The sequence below is a fragment of the Streptomyces sp. NPDC002785 genome, from assembly GCF_040295565.1.
Taxonomy (GTDB): Bacteria; Actinomycetota; Actinomycetes; order Streptomycetales; family Streptomycetaceae; genus Streptomyces.
Map to the genome: position 1 here is coordinate 31,875 of NZ_JBEOVN010000032.1, position 16,063 is coordinate 47,937.

At 70.1% G+C, this 16,063-nt stretch carries 18 protein-coding genes; 1 reads left to right on the forward strand and 17 read right to left on the reverse strand.

Annotation, left to right across the window (positions count from 1 at the left end; all coding sequences use genetic code 11):
- Nucleotides 1–39: 39 nt before the first annotated feature.
- The 13 genes from mmuM to ABTZ94_RS11320 all read right to left on the reverse strand — a co-directional run bounded on the left by mmuM (nt 40) and on the right by ABTZ94_RS11320 (nt 11,431).
- The gene (mmuM, locus tag ABTZ94_RS11260) at nt 40–948 is read right to left on the reverse strand and encodes a homocysteine S-methyltransferase (RefSeq protein ID WP_351199804.1); all 909 of its coding nucleotides are present in this window, start codon (nt 946–948) and stop codon (nt 40–42) included.
- A 145-nt stretch (nt 949–1,093) separates the two neighbouring features.
- A complete protein-coding gene (locus tag ABTZ94_RS11265; protein ID WP_351199806.1) occupies nt 1,094–2,017 on the reverse strand; it encodes an LLM class F420-dependent oxidoreductase in 924 nt (307 codons plus the stop codon).
- A 121-nt stretch (nt 2,018–2,138) separates the two neighbouring features.
- Entirely contained in the window at nt 2,139–2,675 is a 537-nt protein-coding gene (locus ABTZ94_RS11270; protein ID WP_351199808.1) for a DUF6099 family protein, read from the reverse strand.
- 124 nt (nt 2,676–2,799) lie between these two features.
- Complete coding sequence (locus ABTZ94_RS11275) at nt 2,800–3,168, reverse strand: nucleotide pyrophosphohydrolase (protein ID WP_351199810.1); 369 nt, start codon at nt 3,166–3,168, stop codon at nt 2,800–2,802.
- Nucleotides 3,165–4,331, reverse strand: coding sequence for an AAA family ATPase (locus ABTZ94_RS11280; RefSeq protein WP_351199812.1), 1,167 nt, complete (start codon nt 4,329–4,331; stop codon nt 3,165–3,167). Before ABTZ94_RS11280 ends, ABTZ94_RS11275 begins: the two co-directional genes overlap by 4 nt.
- 317 nt (nt 4,332–4,648) lie before the next feature.
- Nucleotides 4,649–5,047: a cell division protein SepF gene (locus ABTZ94_RS11285; RefSeq protein WP_351199814.1), complete on the reverse strand. Its 399-nt coding sequence runs from the start codon at nt 5,045–5,047 to the stop codon at nt 4,649–4,651.
- 104 nt (nt 5,048–5,151) lie between these two features.
- Nucleotides 5,152–6,426: a cytochrome P450 gene (locus ABTZ94_RS11290; protein ID WP_351199816.1), complete on the reverse strand. Its 1,275-nt coding sequence runs from the start codon at nt 6,424–6,426 to the stop codon at nt 5,152–5,154.
- The gene (locus tag ABTZ94_RS11295; protein ID WP_351199818.1) at nt 6,423–7,037 is read right to left on the reverse strand and encodes a GTP-binding protein; all 615 of its coding nucleotides are present in this window, start codon (nt 7,035–7,037) and stop codon (nt 6,423–6,425) included. The genes ABTZ94_RS11290 and ABTZ94_RS11295 overlap by 4 nt, the downstream gene beginning before the upstream one ends.
- Complete coding sequence (locus tag ABTZ94_RS11300) at nt 7,015–7,368, reverse strand: DUF742 domain-containing protein (RefSeq protein ID WP_351199820.1); 354 nt, start codon at nt 7,366–7,368, stop codon at nt 7,015–7,017. The genes ABTZ94_RS11295 and ABTZ94_RS11300 overlap by 23 nt, the downstream gene beginning before the upstream one ends.
- The gene (locus tag ABTZ94_RS11305; protein WP_351199822.1) at nt 7,365–7,790 is read right to left on the reverse strand and encodes a roadblock/LC7 domain-containing protein; all 426 of its coding nucleotides are present in this window, start codon (nt 7,788–7,790) and stop codon (nt 7,365–7,367) included. Before ABTZ94_RS11305 ends, ABTZ94_RS11300 begins: the two co-directional genes overlap by 4 nt.
- Nucleotides 7,787–9,163 (reverse strand): ATP-binding protein, encoded by a 1,377-nt coding sequence (locus ABTZ94_RS11310; protein WP_351199824.1) that lies wholly within the window; start codon nt 9,161–9,163, stop codon nt 7,787–7,789. Before ABTZ94_RS11310 ends, ABTZ94_RS11305 begins: the two co-directional genes overlap by 4 nt.
- Nucleotides 9,164–9,225: 62 nt before the next feature.
- The gene (locus tag ABTZ94_RS11315) at nt 9,226–10,227 is read right to left on the reverse strand and encodes an MBL fold metallo-hydrolase (protein ID WP_351199826.1); all 1,002 of its coding nucleotides are present in this window, start codon (nt 10,225–10,227) and stop codon (nt 9,226–9,228) included.
- 403 nt (nt 10,228–10,630) lie between these two features.
- Complete coding sequence (locus ABTZ94_RS11320; protein ID WP_351199828.1) at nt 10,631–11,431, reverse strand: DeoR/GlpR family DNA-binding transcription regulator; 801 nt, start codon at nt 11,429–11,431, stop codon at nt 10,631–10,633.
- A 181-nt stretch (nt 11,432–11,612) separates the two neighbouring features.
- On the opposite strand from ABTZ94_RS11320, the gene ABTZ94_RS11325 reads away from it, so the two are divergent.
- Nucleotides 11,613–12,497, forward strand: a complete 885-nt coding sequence (locus tag ABTZ94_RS11325; protein ID WP_351199830.1) for an SIS domain-containing protein — start codon at nt 11,613–11,615, stop codon at nt 12,495–12,497.
- Nucleotides 12,498–13,115: 618 nt separating this feature from the next.
- On the opposite strand, the gene ABTZ94_RS11330 is transcribed toward ABTZ94_RS11325, so the two are convergent.
- The 4 genes from ABTZ94_RS11330 to ABTZ94_RS11345 form a co-directional block, all read right to left on the reverse strand.
- Nucleotides 13,116–13,655, reverse strand: a complete 540-nt coding sequence (locus tag ABTZ94_RS11330) for a hypothetical protein (RefSeq protein WP_351199832.1) — start codon at nt 13,653–13,655, stop codon at nt 13,116–13,118.
- Nucleotides 13,656–13,768: 113 nt separating this feature from the next.
- Nucleotides 13,769–14,890 carry a DmpA family aminopeptidase gene (locus tag ABTZ94_RS11335; protein WP_351199834.1) on the reverse strand — a complete coding sequence of 374 codons (1,122 nt, stop codon included), beginning with the start codon at nt 14,888–14,890 and terminating at the stop codon, nt 13,769–13,771.
- A gap of 198 nt (nt 14,891–15,088) precedes the next feature.
- A complete protein-coding gene (locus tag ABTZ94_RS11340; protein WP_351199836.1) occupies nt 15,089–15,778 on the reverse strand; it encodes a 4'-phosphopantetheinyl transferase family protein in 690 nt (229 codons plus the stop codon).
- 129 nt (nt 15,779–15,907) lie between these two features.
- On the reverse strand, nt 15,908–16,063 hold a 156-nt coding region (locus tag ABTZ94_RS11345; RefSeq protein WP_351199840.1), incomplete at its 5' end, for a zinc ribbon domain-containing protein.

The following is a 16,063-nucleotide window of genomic DNA, read 5'->3' on the forward strand; positions in this document are numbered from 1 at the left end:
GTCCGCTTCACTCGCCCCCCACCAGGTATTTTCATGTGTCTACGGCACTGTTGACCCTTCTTTCCCTTCGCCTGCCGTCGCTGCGCCGAGCAGCCCGGCCAGCTCCGCGATGGTCTCCGGGCCGACTCGGCAGCAGCCGCCCACCAGCCGGGCGCCGGCGTCCTGCCAGGCCCGCACTCTCCCCGGATCGAAGGTGGGGGCGCCGACCCACCCCCGGCCGTCGGCATCCCACCGCTCACCGCTGTTCGGATAGACGACGACCGGTTTCCCGGCCACCTCCGCCGCCACCCGCACCGCCCGGTCCGCATCCGCCGGATCACAGCAGTTCACCCCGACGGCCAGCACACGGTCGTGCCCCGAGGCGAGGGCGAAGGCCGTCTCCAGCGACTGCCCCGCCCTGGTCCGGTCCCCCGCCACGCTGTACGAGAGCCAGACGGGCAGCCCGCACGCCTCGACCGCCCGCAACAACGCCTCGGCCTCGTCGACGTCCGGCACTGTCTCCAGCGCCAGCGCATCGGGCCCTGCGGCGGCCAGCGCCTCCACCCTCGGCCGGTGAAACCGCTCCAGCTCCCGGACGGAGAGCCCGTAGCGGCCCCGGTACTCGCTGCCGTCCGCCAGCATCGCCCCGTACGGCCCGACCGAGGCGGCGACCCAGATCTCCCGCTCCACCGCACCCGCGGCCCGCCGCGCCAGCCGGACACTGCGGGCGAACAGCTCCGCCGCCCGGGCCCGTCCGATCCCCCGCCGCTCGAATCCCTCGAAGGTCGCCTGGTAACTGGCCGTGATGAGCATGTGCGCACCCGCCCGCACATAGGCCGTGTGCGCGGCCTCGATCTGCCCCGGCCCGTCGGCAAGCAGCCGGGCCGACCACAGAGCGTCGGACAGATCGCAGCCCTGCGCCTCCAGTTGGTTGGAGAGACCGCCGTCGAGCAGGACCGTCCCCTCCACGAGGGCACGATGGAGCGCACGGGCGGGCGGACCGTTGACTGACCGGACGGGTTGCACGGGTGCCTCCCTCGTGAGCCGGGCCCGGGCCTGGCTCGGGTGAGCGGCGACCTGTCCCTGACTCGGGTGAGCCGGGACCGTTCCCGGCTCAGGTGAGCTGGGACTGGACCTGGGTGGAGATCAGCTCCAGGTGCTCCAGGTCGTCCAGATCCAGGACCTGGAGGTAGATCCGGGACGACCCGATCGCGCCGTACCTACCGATCTTGTCGACCACCTCGGCGGGCGAGCCCGCGAGCCCGTTCGCCTTCAGCTCCGCCACCTCACGGCCGATGACGGCTGCGCGCCGCGCCACCTCGGCGTCGTTCTTGCCGACGCACACCACCAGGGCGTTGGAGTACACCAGGTCGTCCGGTCCGCGGCCGGCCGCCTTCGCCGCCGCCCTGACCCGGCCGAACTGCTTCTCGCTGTCCTCCAGCGACGCGAAGGGAATGTTGAACTCGTCCGCGTATTGGGCGGCCAGCCGCGGTGTACGCGTCGCACCATGACCGCCGATCAGGATCGGCACCTTGGCCTGCGCCGGTTTGGGCAGCGCGGGCGAATCGGTCAGCTGGTAGTACGTGCCGTCGAAGCGGAACGTCTTGCCGATCTCGGTCGCCCACAGCCCGGTAACGATTTCCAGCTGCTCCTCCAGCCTGCCGAACTTCTCCTTGGGGAACGGAATGCCGTACGCCTTGTGCTCCTGCTCGAACCACCCTGCGCCGAGACCGAGCTCAATGCGTCCGCCGGACATCTGGTCGACCTGCGCAACCTGGATGGCGAGCACGCCGGGGAGCCGGAAAGTCCCCGCGGTCATCAGCGTGCCGAGCCGGATCCGCTTGGTCTCGCGCGCCAACCCGGCCAGGGTGATCCAGGCGTCGGTCGGGCCGGGCAGCCCGTCCCCCGGGCCCATGCGGAGGTAGTGGTCAGAACGGTAGAAGGCGTCGAAGCCGAGGGCCTCGGCCGCCTTGGCGACGGTGAGCAGGGTGTCGTAGCTGGCCCCTTGCTGGGGTTCGGTGAAGATTCGAAGATCCATGCATCCATCCTGCACCTCCGGACGCCGGCCATTCCCCTCCTCCCTCCCACGCGCCGCCACTGCCGAAGCCCTTCACAGTCACGGCCGTCCCGTCCCTCGTCACTCCCGAAATCCTGCGCGCTCACGGCTGGCCCGCCGTCGAGCCCGCCGGTCCGCGGATCACACCGTAGTGGCCGTCCCACTCCCGGCCGCGCTCCAGATCCTGCTGCCGCTCCCGGTCCTGCTCGTCGAGGCGCCTGAGCATTCCGTGCACCCGGTCCATGGACTCGTCGGCCGCGTCGATCGCCTCCATGCACTGCCAGTAGAGCCCCTGCTCATCGGTCTCGCAGGCCACCCCGACCAGGGCCATCCCCACCTCCCCGAGCAGTGTTCCGAGCCCCGTCAGTGTCGCCCTCGGTTCGGCGAGCTCGGAGAGCTGGGCGGCCCGCGCCACTGAGGCCCGCGCAGCCGGGTGGTCCAGCGCCCCGCCGCTCCTTCCGCCGATCTCGCTGAGCCCGCGCGCCTCGCCCCGTAGCTCCTTGGGCCCGTCCGCCGCCAGCCGGCTGCCGATCGCCTGAGCGAGCGCCTGGGCCTGCCATGCCTCGGCAATGATGTCCGGCGTGCCGTGGCTCTGCGCCAGAGCACGCCGACTGACTCCTACAAGCCGCTCCGCCTCCATGCGTTACCCCCGTCGGTACGAAAGGCCGCTCAACTCATCCATTACCCACAGTGAGGGTGTCAGTACCGAAAAGCTAGAGGAATTCGGAAATCTCTGGACACGAAGTCGACTGTGAATAAGTTGATCACTCCGAAGAGTGACGATCCCGGGGCTCAAGGGTGTCCGGGCGTTCCGGCACCGGGAATCGGGCCTCATTCCGGTCGATCTTCTCCGACAGCGCCGCCAGCGCATCGATCCCCAACACTTGGCAGAACTGCAGCAGATACGCGAGAACATCCGCGACCTCGTCCGCCACCCGCTGGGCCGTCTCGGGTGTCTCCATCACCCGCGCCGACTGCTCCGGCGTCAACCACTGGAAGATTTCGACCAGTTCGGACGCCTCGACGCTCAGTGCCGCCGCCAGGTTCTTCGGGGTGTGGTACTGCTCCCAGTCCCGTGCAGCCGCGAACGCGGCGAGCCGTTGCTGCAGGGCACGTACATCAAGTTCTGTCACGGCTCCAGGTCTACCACCGTCACCCCTGCCGTCTCCCTGGCCCGCACCGCACCCGACTCCGTGACCGTCCCCACCAGCCTGAGGTGCCCGGCCGCCCCGATCGACACCGCCAGATCCAGCAGTCCGCGCAACTGCCTTCCGTCCAGGTCCCGGTCGAGTCCGTCGGCCAGCACGGTGAGGGTCTGCATGGCCGACGGCACCTCGCCCGCGGCGTCCATCGCCAGCACCCCGGGGCCGTTGAGCAGTACCAGGGAGAGTGCGAGATACCTCAACTCACCGTCGCCGAGCCGGCCGACCGGCGTGGCATGTCCCCCGCCGCGTCCGACGGTCGCGCGCAGCAACCCGTCCGTGAGCCGCTCGACACCGAGTGCGGTCACCGGCCCCGCGCATCCGGCGTGAGCCGCCGCGACCAGCCGGGCGTGGCGTTGGACGCATTGCGTGTGCGTACGTTCCAGCACCGCCGCGAGATTGCCGCAGCCGCGACGCAGCCGGCCGTCGCCCGCCGGTACCGGCGCACGCATCCGCGCCGGCTGCGGTTCACAGGCGAAGACCGAGCGCAGGGCCACGACCGTCTGTTCGGCGGCGGCGAGGACCTGTAACTGCCCCTCGGTCCTGCCCGCCACCCGTAGCGGCAGCAGGGCCGTTCCGAGGCGGTCGTCCGGCAGCGGCGCCCGCGTCACCGGGACCGCGCCCGCGGTGTGCCACGCCGCCTGGACCGACGAGCGCCCCGGGTCGCGCAACGCGGTGGTGAGCAGGGTCTCGCCACCGCCGGTGAGCCTTTCCCCGACGATGCGGAGGGTGGGCTCCGCCTGGACGGCCACGTCGAGCCGTACCGGTCCTGCCGGACCGTCCGTCGTACAGCCGATCCGGAATCCGCGGCGGCCCTGCGCATCGGCCGCGGCACCTTCCGGTACGCACCCCGCCGGGTCCGGGAAGGCCTCGTCGAGCGGATCTCCGCTGCCCAGCCGCGCCAGCGCCTCGTACGCCCGCAACGCATTCGACTTGCCGCTGCCGCCGGGCCCGGCGAAGAGCGTGACCGGGCCGATGCGGAAATTGGCACCGCGGTGCGAGGCGAAGGCGGACAACCGCAGTTCGGTGACGGCGGGTCCGGCGGAGCGGACCCGGCCGCCGGAACGCCGCAGGGCTTCCGGGCGGGCCGACATGCCCGCAGCGGCAAGCCCATCGCCGACCGCGGACGTACCAGTAGCGGCAGGGACATCACCAAGCACGGACGTACCAGGAGCGGCAGGAGCATCACCGGACACATACGTACCGGCGCGCGGTGGCGGGGTGGTCCCCGGGCGAAGTGCACACATGCGACGGACCGTACGCAGACCGCGGAGCGGCGAACCGTTTCGCCTGAACGGCCTTCCTACGATCGGGCTACGCCCGTCGCGGCAACTCCGCCCCGGACGGCATTCCCACAATCGAAAGGACGTCCACCGTCACGCCCACGGCCAACACCCGCCCGGCGGCCTTCCTACGAACCGGGTACGACCGCCGCCGTAACCCCCTCGACCTCCATGCCGACCGGTGACAGCAGGAAGACATTCCGGTCGACCCGGTGCATTCCGCTGCCCAGACCGAAGACCACCCCGCTGGTGAAGTCCAGGATGCGCTTGGCCACATCCGTCTCCGCGCTGGTCAGATCGAGCAGTACCGGGATTTGTGCGACCAGGTACTCCGCCACCTCCCGCGCGTCCGCGAAGACCTGGACCCGCAGCACGACGAGGCGCCGCTGTTCGGCTCCCGCGTTCTCGTCGGGGACCGTACGGTGATCAACCCTGGAGGGCCACTCGTTGCGGCCGCGCAGGGGTACGACCTGGGCAAGCCCCTCCCACTGCTCGTCCGTGACGTCGTACCTGTCGTACCTGCTCACCGGACCACCCCGTCTGTGCTTCGGTCGGCGTTGCGCCCGCTGCGCTCGCTGTTCATCGGGCAATTCTCTCGCCCCTCACCCGTTCGGCGTACCACCGACACGGTTCACGGCCTGATCGACACTGCTGACGGCCACTCCGACGCAGCCTCGGTCGCTTCTTGCCGGTCCGTTTCCGTAGTCATGTCGACTGGGGTAAAACGTACCGGAAGCCGCACCAGAGCACGGTGGAACGGGCCCGGCCGCCACTTCAGTCCGCTGACCGGAACGTCCAGTTCTGCGTCGCACAGCTGACTGGTGAGCTGCTCGATCGCGGTCATTGCGATGAGCAGTGCCGGCTGCTTCGCCGGGCACCGGTGCGGACCGGCCGACCAGGCCAGATGGGCGCTGGCTCCGGAGCGGACCCCGGGCTCCGAAAGACCGGGCGGGGACTGGTTGTTGGCCGCGGCGTAGGAGACCAGGAGCAGCTGTCCAGCGCGCAGTCGGACGCCGTGGAACTCCGTGTCGCGACGCGGGTAGTGGGCCGCCAGATTGGCCACCGGCGGGTTCTTCCAGAGGACCTCGTCGATCGCCTCGTGTGCCGTCATCGCGCCGCCGTGCAGCGAGCCGGCGTAGCGCGCGTCGGTAAGCATGTGCAGCAGCGCGTTGCCGATCAGATTGGTCGTCGGATCATGGCCCGCGCTCATGATCAGAGTGATCTGACGCACAGTCTCGTCGTTGTCGAGACCGGCCGGATGGGCGAGGAGGTACGAGGTGAGGTCACGGCGCGGCCGGGCACGCCGTTCGGCGACCAGATCGGTGACGACCTCGACCAGGTCGGCGTACGCGGTGGCGGCGTCCTCGGCGGAGTTGAACATGCCGGCGATGCCGTTGACGATGCGTTCGCTGTCACCCGGCGGTACGCCGAACCAGGTGACGAAGACGTGCACCGGGAGTCGTCGGGCGTACTGGGCGATCAGGTCGCTGCTTCCGGTGGCGGCGAATTCGCCGATGAGCCGCTGGGCGACCCGGGCGACCTCGGCCCGCAGGATGTGCGGCTCGATCAGGGCGAGGCTGTCGTTGATGGCGTCGCGGTAGCGGGCGTGTACGTCGCCGTCGCTGAAGAGCGCGGTGGGCCGGTAGCCGAGCATGGGCAGGACCGGCGAATCCTCGGGCACGGTGGCCTGCCAGGCTCGCGAGTCCTTGGTGAAGGTGTGGGTGTCGCGCAGCAGGTCGACGGCGGCCTGGTAGTCGGTGACCAGCAGGGCGTCGATGCCGGGGGCGAGCCGGACGGGGGCCAGCGGGCCGTGTTCACGCAGCCGCCGGTAGTGGCTCTGCGGGTCGGCGGCGAAGTCCGGGCCGTACAGCGCGAGGGGCTGCGGCGGCTGTACGGGCGGTGTCATGACGGGTCCTCGGGCCGGGGCATTCGGGTCAGCACGTGCTCGGCGAGCGCGATCAGTGCGTCGATGCTGCCGCGGCGTTCGCGGGCGTCGCACTGCACCAGCGGTGTCTCGGGGGCGAGATCGAGATGTTTGCGCAGGACCTCGTCGGTGTGTGCGGGGGCGTCGGGGAAACGGTTGACGGCGACGGCGTACGGCAGTTCCTGCTCCTCGACCATGTCCATGACCGCGAAGGAGTCGGCGAGCCTGCGGGTGTCGACCAGGACGAGTGCGCCGAGCGCGCCGCGCGCGATGTCCTCCCAGAGCGGGAGGAACCGCTGCTGGCCCGGCGTGCCGAACATGTAGAGCACCAGGTCGTCGAGGACAGTGAGCCGGCCGAAGTCGATGGCGACAGTGGTCGTGGTCTTGTCCGGCAGTCCTGCGGTGTCGTCGAGCCGGGTGCTGGACTGGGTCATCACCTCTTCGGTGTGGAGCGTGGCGATCTCCGACAGCGTGCGGATCAGGGTGGTTTTGCCCACGCCGAAGGGACCCGTGACGACGAGCTTCATCAGGGTCCGGGCGGCAGGCGGCAGATAGCCGATGCCGGTCCGGTCAGTGGAGGGAGCGGAGTCCAACGAGCAGCCTCTCGACGAGCGACCGGTCGATCTCCCCGGCGCTGGGGATGGGCGGTCGGGTGTGCAGATGTCCGCCGGCCGCGAGGTCCGTGGCCAGGAAGACGGTGGCGCTGACCGGCAGATCCAGGTGGGCTGCGGATTCGACGACGGTGAGCGCGCCGGGTTCGAGCAGCTCGCACAACCTGCGCTGTTCCGAGCCGGTGTCCGGGGGCAGGTCCGTATCGGTGCGTACGAGTACGGCGAGCCGGTCGAGCGCCGGACCGGCGGGCCGGGTCCGGCCGCCGGTGACCAGATAGGCGGGGATCAGACGGCGTCCGGGGCCGGAGGTCATGGCCGGGCGGCGGTGTCCGGTTGGCGGGCGGGTGCGTTCATCGCCCGGGTCAGGGCAGTGACCTGCACCTGCATCTGGTAGGCGATGTCGCCGAGTTTGGCTCCGGGTTCCGCGAACAGGGCGAGTGTGGTGTTGTTCCCGGCCGGTACGACGATGGCGAAGCCCTGATCGGACTCGACAACCGTCTGGGCCAGGCGCGGCGCCTCGACGTCGGTGAAGGCCGTGGTGAACGCGCGGGCCGCGGCGTGCAGCGTGGCGGTCATGGCGGCGACCCGCTCGCCGGACGCCTGGTCCAGGCCGGGCGACGCGCCCTCGAGGAGGCCGTCGCCGGTCGCGACCACGGCGTGCTGGACTCCGGGCAGCTCCAGCAGGGGGATCAGCACCCATGCGAGGTCACCGGTGGTGGGAGTGGGGGCGCTCACTTCTCGTAGTCTCCTTGGTCGTGCTGGCCGTCGTGGTCGTCCGGGTGGTGGTCGTCCGCTGCCGGTGCGGATGACCGCCCGGCGACGCTCCTGCCATTGAGGGTGCCCTGCTGGAGTGCCGCCCAGGAAGCCTCGGCCTGTTCGGGTGTACGGGACACCTTTTCCTGCTCCCGGGTGACGGCGGCGGATGCGGAGCGGGCCGGGGTCGGGCGTGGCGAACGCCGACGACGGCTGGGCAGCTCGGCGGGGTGCCCGTCGGCGGGTTGCGGTGCCGGTGCGGGCTGCGGCTCGGCGGGGGCGGAGACCGGAGAAGAGGCGTGCGCCCGCATCGGCTTCGGGGCGAGGGCGGAGAGGCTGCGGTCGTCCTTCATCACGGTGAGCAGATGAGCGGGGACACGCAGAATCGTACGCATACCGCCGAACGGCGATGCCTCGATGTGGCAGTCGAAGCCGTACTGCACGACGAGCCGGCCGACGACCGCGAAGCCGGTCTGCGGTGGGTCGCCCAGCTCGGTCAGGAGGACCTCGGACGGGCCCGCCAGCAGGGCGCGGGCCCGGTCGAGCGCATCCTCGTCCATGCCGATGCCCGCGTCGTCGACCATCAGGAACGCGCCACGGCCCCCGCTCTGCTGGACAGTCACCTGTACGTCGGTGTCGGGGTGCGAGTACGCGGTGGCATTGGCCAGCAGTTCGGCCAGTGCGATCGCGAGGGGTTCGGCGGCACGGGCGACGAGCGCGAGCCGTTCGTCGCGCAGGTGATTGGCGACCTTGATGCGCTCGTAGCCGGCGACCCGGGACTGGGCTCCGAGCACGATCTCGACGAGCGGCGAGTTCTGGCGGGCGAGCCCCGGCCAGGCGTCGCAGAGCACAGCGGTGGACTGGGTACGCCGCAAGGCCAGTTCGTTACGGAAGTCCAGCTGCAGGATCCGCGGGTCGTCGTACTCGTGCTGGAGCTCGTGCAGCAGTTGCTGAGACTGGTTGAGCAGGGACTGGATCTTGGCCGAGGTGCCGCGCATCGCCGCCCGGGCGGCCGCGTCCACGCGCCCGCGCTCCTCGACGACCGCGGTGCGAGCGGCCTGTACGGCCTCGGTGAGCAGCCGGGCGGAATCGCCGTCGACCTCGGTCGCTCCCCGCAGGCCGGGGACCTGCGCGGTGGGATGGGAGAGGGCGAGCGCTACGGCGGGTATCCGCTTGCGGGCCAGCTGCCGGATCTCGTCGGTGAGGGCGGCGGTACGGGCCTCGGCGGCCTTCGACTGCCGTTCGGCCAGCTCGGCACGGGCCACGGCCAGGTGCTCCGAGCGTGCCGCGTTCTTTGCGCGGACAGCCGCCGCCACAGCAGCAGCGACGGCGATCACCGCCACGATCCATCCCATGCCGTCACCGCGTTTCTGTCGTCGAATCGGTCTTCCGGCCGAAGCGGCGGCGGAAGCTCCGCTTACTTCTCCGCCGGGCCTGCCGACTCACGGGCCTGCTCCACCTCTTGAGCGACCACGGCGACATCGGTCATCACCTGGAGGACTCCGGGCAGTTCGGAGCCGTCGAGGTGCCGGTACTCGCTTCCGATGGTCGCCACCAGCCGCTCGGGGAGGCCGAGCTCCGGGTAGCGCCCCTCGGCGATGACCCGGCGCGCCGCCTCAAGGGCGGGGATCCCGGCTGCGTGAAAGGCGTGGGCGCGCTCGCGCACGTACTCCAGATACACGATGTGATCGCGCACCCCGGCCTGGTCGAGGACCGGCCCGTGCCCCGGGACGATGATCTCGGCGCCGGTGGCCAGCACCCGCTCGCAGGCCGCGATCACATTGCTCAGCGGACCCGCCCAGTGCACCGGGTGGTCGCCCGGCTGACCGGGGGTGGAGGAGAAGATGACATCCCCACTGAACACGGCACGCTGCGCGGGCAGATGGACCATCAGGTCGCCGGTGGTGTGCGCGGGCGGCAGGGCGGAGAGCTGGACCGGGTACTCCCCCAGGGTCAGTTCGAGTTCCCCGGTGAAGTATGTCGTCGGCTGCACCGGCTCGGTCTGCGACCAGTCGAAGGGGCCGAAGTGACGTCCGAGGTAGGCCCCGAGCGGGGTGGCCTGATCGCCGGTGGCGACGAGCGCGTGCTGCTGCTTGGGCGTGGGCTCGTAATGGATGTGTTCGCGGGCCTCACGGGTCGCGATGATCTCCGCGTCCGGGAGCACGCCCGCACCCCAGAAGTGGTCGCCGTTCGCGTGGGTGACGATCACCCGGTCGACGGAGACACCGTCGGGCAGCCGCTTCGTGGACTCGGCCAGGAACTGGCCGGCCAGCGCGGCGTCGTACGGGGTGTCGATCCATAGCGCGCCACGGGGCGAGACTAGGAGACCGCAGTTCGCAAGCCCCCAGCCCCGTTTCGGCGGGAGCCATGCGCACAGGCCCCGTCCCAGCTCAACGACATCTCCACCCGTGATCGACATGCACGCGATTATGCCGACCATGATCCGGCCATGCGTTCGAACTCGGCCACTATGAGATCTCATTGGCGCAAAATCGCCGCTCACACCCCCCGGCATCGACGGCTCGGTAACCCTACGAGACCGGCACTCCGCATCCCCTTACGGCACTTTCCGGATGATTGCGCCCAATTCACCCGGCAGTGTCGCGTGCCGCAGCGGACACCCGTCGAGCCGTCGCCAAACCGGAAAGAGCCGACTACCCACCGAGCATGGCTGAAAATAGCCCTATCGAGATCCCCGGCGACGGCGCCGGACAGCACTGTCACCGGGACCGGGGACGCCGTCCACCCGGTTTCGGCCACGCAGAAATGGAAACGGCGGGTCGCCACCTCCTTGGTGGCGACCCGCCGTACGGACGACTGGTTCAGACGGCGATGACGGTGACGCCGGCCTCCGCGAAGCGAGCGGTCGCCTCGGGCGTGATCCCCTTGTCGGTGACCAGGAAATCGACCTGTCCGAGATCGCAGACCCGGGCAAAGGCCCGCTTGCCGATCTTCGAAGAATCGGCCGCCACGACCACCCGTTGCGCCTGCTCGGCGAGCAACCGGTTGATGCTGGCCTCGCCCTCGTGGTGTACGTATGCACCGCGCTCCGTGTCGATCGCGTTGACGCCCAGCACGGCAACATCCAGCGTGATTTCACCCAGTACCCCACTGGCCAGCGGGCCCGTCAGCTCGTACGACTGCGGCCTGGCCACCCCGCCGGTCACCACGATCTTGATCTGCGGCCGGATGACCAGCTCGTTGGCGATGTTGAGGGCGTTGGTGACAACGGTCAGGGCAGGCTGACCGCCCATCCCGGCCGCGGCGTCACCGACGACATCGGAGCGAACCGCCAGCGAACGGGCCACCTCGGTCAGCGTCGTTCCGCCGGTCAGTCCCACCACTTCGCCGACCGCCACCAGTTCGGAGACGGCGCGGCCGATGGCCTGCTTCTCCGGGGCGTGACGGCCCGCCTTGTAGCGCAGGGCCAGTTCGTAACTGACACCGTGCGCGACCGCGCCACCGCGGGTACGCGTGAGCAACTGCTGCTCGGCGAGCTGATCCAGGTCACGACGGATGGTCGCGGCCGAGACATCCAGCGTCGCGGCGGCGTCCTCGACCTCCACCCGGCCGTTCTTACCGACAAGCTCCAGCAGCGCGTTCCACCGGGCATCCCTGGACAAGAGAACTCTCCTTACGAGCCCGGGCTTCGGGCGACAATCCCCTTACGGTCACCGGACACGCGCAAGCGTCGCACAAGGCTCCGTCCAGCGGAGCCTCGTGCAAGCAGGATGCTTGATAATGCTTGCATGTCGCCTATAGCGTGCATAAACGAGCATCCCACTACGAGTACGGAGTGCAAGAGTGTCATTTGTCGAGATCGAGACAGCCAGTCAGCCGGAATGCTGGCGCCGCGCCGCCGAGCTGGCCCAGACGCAGGCGGCCGCGCTGCCCGCCACCGGTGAGCGCATCGCGGTCGTCGGCTGCGGCACCTCCTTCTACATGGCTCAGGCCTACGCCGCGCTCCGCGAGGAGTCCGGACAGGGCGAGTCCGATGCCTTCGCCGCTTCGGAGTTCCCCTTCGGCCGCGGCTACGACCGGGTCGTCGCCCTCACCCGCTCGGGGACCACGACCGAGGTGCTGGAACTGCTCGACCGGCTCCGTGGTGCCACCCGCACAGTGGCCATCACCGCCGACCCGGACACCCCGGTCATGACGTCCGCCGACGAGGTTGTCGTGCTCGACTTCGCCGATGAGCAGTCCGTCGTGCAGACCCGGTTCGCCACCACCCTTCTCACTCTGCTCCGCGCCCACCTCGGTCTGCACACCGACGCCGTGGTCCGCGACGCGGAGACCGCACTGGCAGAGCCACTGCCCGAAGGCCTGCTGGACTGCACCCAGTTCACCTTCCTGGGCCGTGGCTGGACGGCGGGGCTCGCCAACGAAGCCGCGCTCAAGATGAAGGAGGCGTCGCTGTCCTGGACGGAGGCGTACCCCGCGATGGAGTACCGCCACGGTCCCATCAGCATCGCCACCACCGGCACCGCGACCTGGATGTTCGGCGCCGCCCCCGAGGGCCTTGCGGAGCAGGTGCTCTCGACCGGCGCCCGCTGGGTGGAGAGCGCCCTGGACCCGCTGGCCGAGCTCGTACGCGTCCAGCGTCTGGCGATCGCCCGCGCCGCCGCGCGCGGTCTGGACCCGGACAGCCCGCGCCACCTGACCCGCTCGGTGGTGCTCGCGGACGGCTGACCGACCGATGGACATCGTCGAGCGCGCCTTCAACGGTCCGGGCGGAGGCGCTCGCGAGGCTGCTCGCACAATCCCTCACGAAGTCCCTCACCGGGCGTTCGCGAACGGTTTCTGGCCATGCCCGCGCGTAGCCGCGTACGTGGCAGCGGTATCGGGGTGCTCGTCCTCTCCGGCTCCTGTAGGCGCATCTAGGACGAGCGGTGCGCTACCGGGCCCTGGTCGCCCGGGTCTCGGACAGCGGCGAGGACCGGGGCGGGCCGAGGCCGCGGCTCGGGAGCTGCGCTCGGCGCTGGATCCGCGCACCGACGCCCTTGCCTCGCATCCGGCCTACGAGGAGCGTGAACTCATCGAGCCGATGGCCCGGTTCGGCAACCGCCGGCAGGAGTCACCCACAGCACTCCTCCGGGGCAGGGATGAGGCGGCGATGGCCGAAGCCCGGCCGGGAACCCGGTCCCACCGCACACTGCGCTGCCGCACGCCCTGTGCAGGCCTCTCAGCCTGTCCACCGCCCGGCGTCCGCGCGGTCGGCGGGTCGCAGGCCGGACAACAGCTGCGATCGCGAGGGGGCCGGCGGTCGTTTCGGCCGCCGGCCCGGCCTCTCGGACGACGCCGCCGTGGTCAGGACTCCTCGAAGTAGACGTCCAGGACCGCGTCGAGTTCTTCCGCCCACTGCTTGAGGTTGCTCCTGGCCGGTGCCTCGACCTCGGCGTTGAACCATCGACGCGGCGCCATATGGACCGTGACAGTGAACCGGCGGCCGAACCGAGGTGTCTTCACCTCAACCGCACCGATCTCGTCCCAGTGGAACTCGGCCTCTTGGTCGTCCAGCCGGAACCGGACGCCGTCACGGTCCGCGGTGATCGATCCACGGCGGTCGCTCACCGCGAATACGGGGCCGCCCTCTGCCTCCTTGTCATCAGCCGCTGCTTCGGCAGATGCCTCCCCGTCGGCTGCCGCGTCCTCGGACACGGCCTCCGCAACGGCATCGTCGGGGGCGACGGCACCGGGCGCCCGCTCTTCTGTCTTTTCCTGGTCTGTCTGCTCCTGGCTCGTATCCGGCTTTCCGGCAGTAGTGGGGGTCGTGAGACCAGGGATGTACGCCGGGTCTGTCCCTGCGGCGTACCCGGGCTGAGTGTTCGGATCTATGCGCTGCTCCACGGCGGGCAGTATGGCCGACGAACCTGTACGAGACCAGTGACCGCCACGCCCTGGGCCTGTCTCCCCCTACCGCAACCCCGGAATGCGCCTTCGGCGGCGCCTTCCGTACTGCGTCACTGTCCCCGCGCTGCCAGGAGTCCGGTCACCTGGTCCAGCGGCAGCGCCGGGACGTGGTGGCCCGCCCTGCCGGTCATCGAGTGTGCGCCGGTGAGCACATTGAGCACCGCCTCCTCCACCGACTCGACCACCGCACCGTAGAAGGGATCCATCCGGCCCCATGGCACGAAGCGCATCGACTCGTACGGTGCGCTGCCGTCGTCCTCGGGAAACGTACTGGTCAGCGCGGACGGGTTGGCTGTGGAGAAGGCCAGGAAGAGGTCCCCGGAGAAGTGGCTGCCGGTGGTCCCGGTGCGGGCGAGGCCCAGCGTCACCCTGCGGGCCAACGCCTTGCACTGCCCCGGCAGCAGGGGCGCGTCGGTCGCCACGACCACGATCACCGAGCCCGCGCCGGGCGGCACCGGGCGCTCCCCACCGGGCGACGGTTCGGGGGTCGGCATCTCGACCGGACCGGACAGCTCATGCCCCATCGGCACGCCGGCGATCACCAGTTCGCGCCGTGCGCCGAAGTTGGCCTGCACGAAGGCGCCGACGGTGTAGCGGTCCTCGCCGTACTGCACCACCCGCGAGGCGGTCCCCGAGCCGCCCTTGAAGCCGTAGCAGCGCATGCCCGTTCCGCCGCCGACGCATCCCTCCTCGACCGGGCCGGAGGCCGCTGCCTCGATCGCGTCCGCCGCATGACGGGACTCCACGGCCGAGCCATGGATGTCGTTGAGGTGGCCGTCCCAGGTCTCGGTGACCACCGGCAGCAGCCACTCCGGCGCCATGCCACGACGGTTGGCGCGCACCCACTCGACCACGCCGCGGTGCACCGGGCCGACCGCGTACGTGTTGGTGATGACCACCGGCACGGCGAGCGAGCCGGTCTCCTCGATCCAGGCGGTTCCGGTCATCTCACCGTTGCCGTTGAACGAGTGCCAGCCGGCCGCGCAGGGCGTACCCACACCGTCCCGCCCGCGTGGCAGGAGCGCCGTCACTCCGGTGCGTACGTCCTCGCCCTCGACCAGGGTGACGTATCCGACCTCGACACCGGGCACGTCCGTGATCGCGTTCCACGGCCCCGGCTCACCTGACAGAGGGATGCTCAACTCACGTGCACGCTTGCGGTCTTCGCTCATGTTGTCAGCATTCATGTGCTCAGAGATTACGGGCGCACCTGCACATCGGACGAGGTGCGAGCCGGCGCTGCGTCGTATCCGGCGCGTCCCCGCCGCTGATGTCCGAGACGACGCGCTCGGCCACCGGCATGGTTCTCGCCGGTCTCCTCACGCGTCACCCCGGACTGTGTGCCGTGCCATGTACCGCAGCGGTGACCGCTACCCGGTGGGCGCGTTCGGCTCACTCTCGACAGCGATGGCGGTCACCACGAAACCGTCCGCGACCAGCCATCGGCCACTGAAGGCCGTAGGGGTTGCCGTTGCCCCTGTGGCCGGGCCCGGCTCAGTGGCGGAGGCCAGCAGCCCGGCGGTGAAGCTGCCGTTCGTGTGGAGCACGATGTCGGCCTCCTCGAAGCCGAGCCAGCGGTGGGTGAGCGGGAACCACGCCTTGTAGACGCTTTCCTTCGCGCTGAAAAGCAGCCGGTCCCAGTGGATCTCGGGGGACGCCCGGCGCAGCTCGAGCTCGCGCTGCTGTTCCGTTGCGAGCGCGATGGTCTCGTGCACCCCGTCGGGCAGCCGCTTATGTGGTTCGGCGTCGATACCGACGGTGAGCACATCCGCCCGGCGGGCGATTGCGGCGGCTCGGTAGCCGGCGCAGTGGGTCATGCTTCCGACCACTCCTCCCGGCCATATCGGCACACCGCGCTCGCCTTTCAGGATGGGGGCGGGTGCGAGACCGAGATCGCCGAGCGCGCGGCGGGCGCACCAGCGTGCGGTGGTGAACTCCTTGCGCCGGCTCTCCACGGAATTGCGGATCAGCTCTTCCTCGCCGGGGAAGAGAGCCGCGTCGGGCGGGTCAAAGAGCGCCTCGGCAACAGCTACCTGGGACGGCAGAATCTTCTCGATCATGTTCACCCTCGTACCGGCTGGTTGATCCATCCTCTGCATCGTCTCCGAAACCTGCCCGAAGACTCAAGAATCTTCTGACACTTCGGCTGCACGTGACTCCTCCCCGCCCTGAAGGAGCGGGGCTTCTCGCTATGCCGGTTGGGCTTCGCGACGGGCCAGCCCGGCCCGTAGGACGTTGAGAGCCCCGACTGTGTCGGCGTGCGCGCTGTGGCCGCATGCGACGCAGTGGAACTTCTCCCGTGTGGGCCGGTTCTCCTTCGCGGTGTGCCCGCATTCGGGGCACGT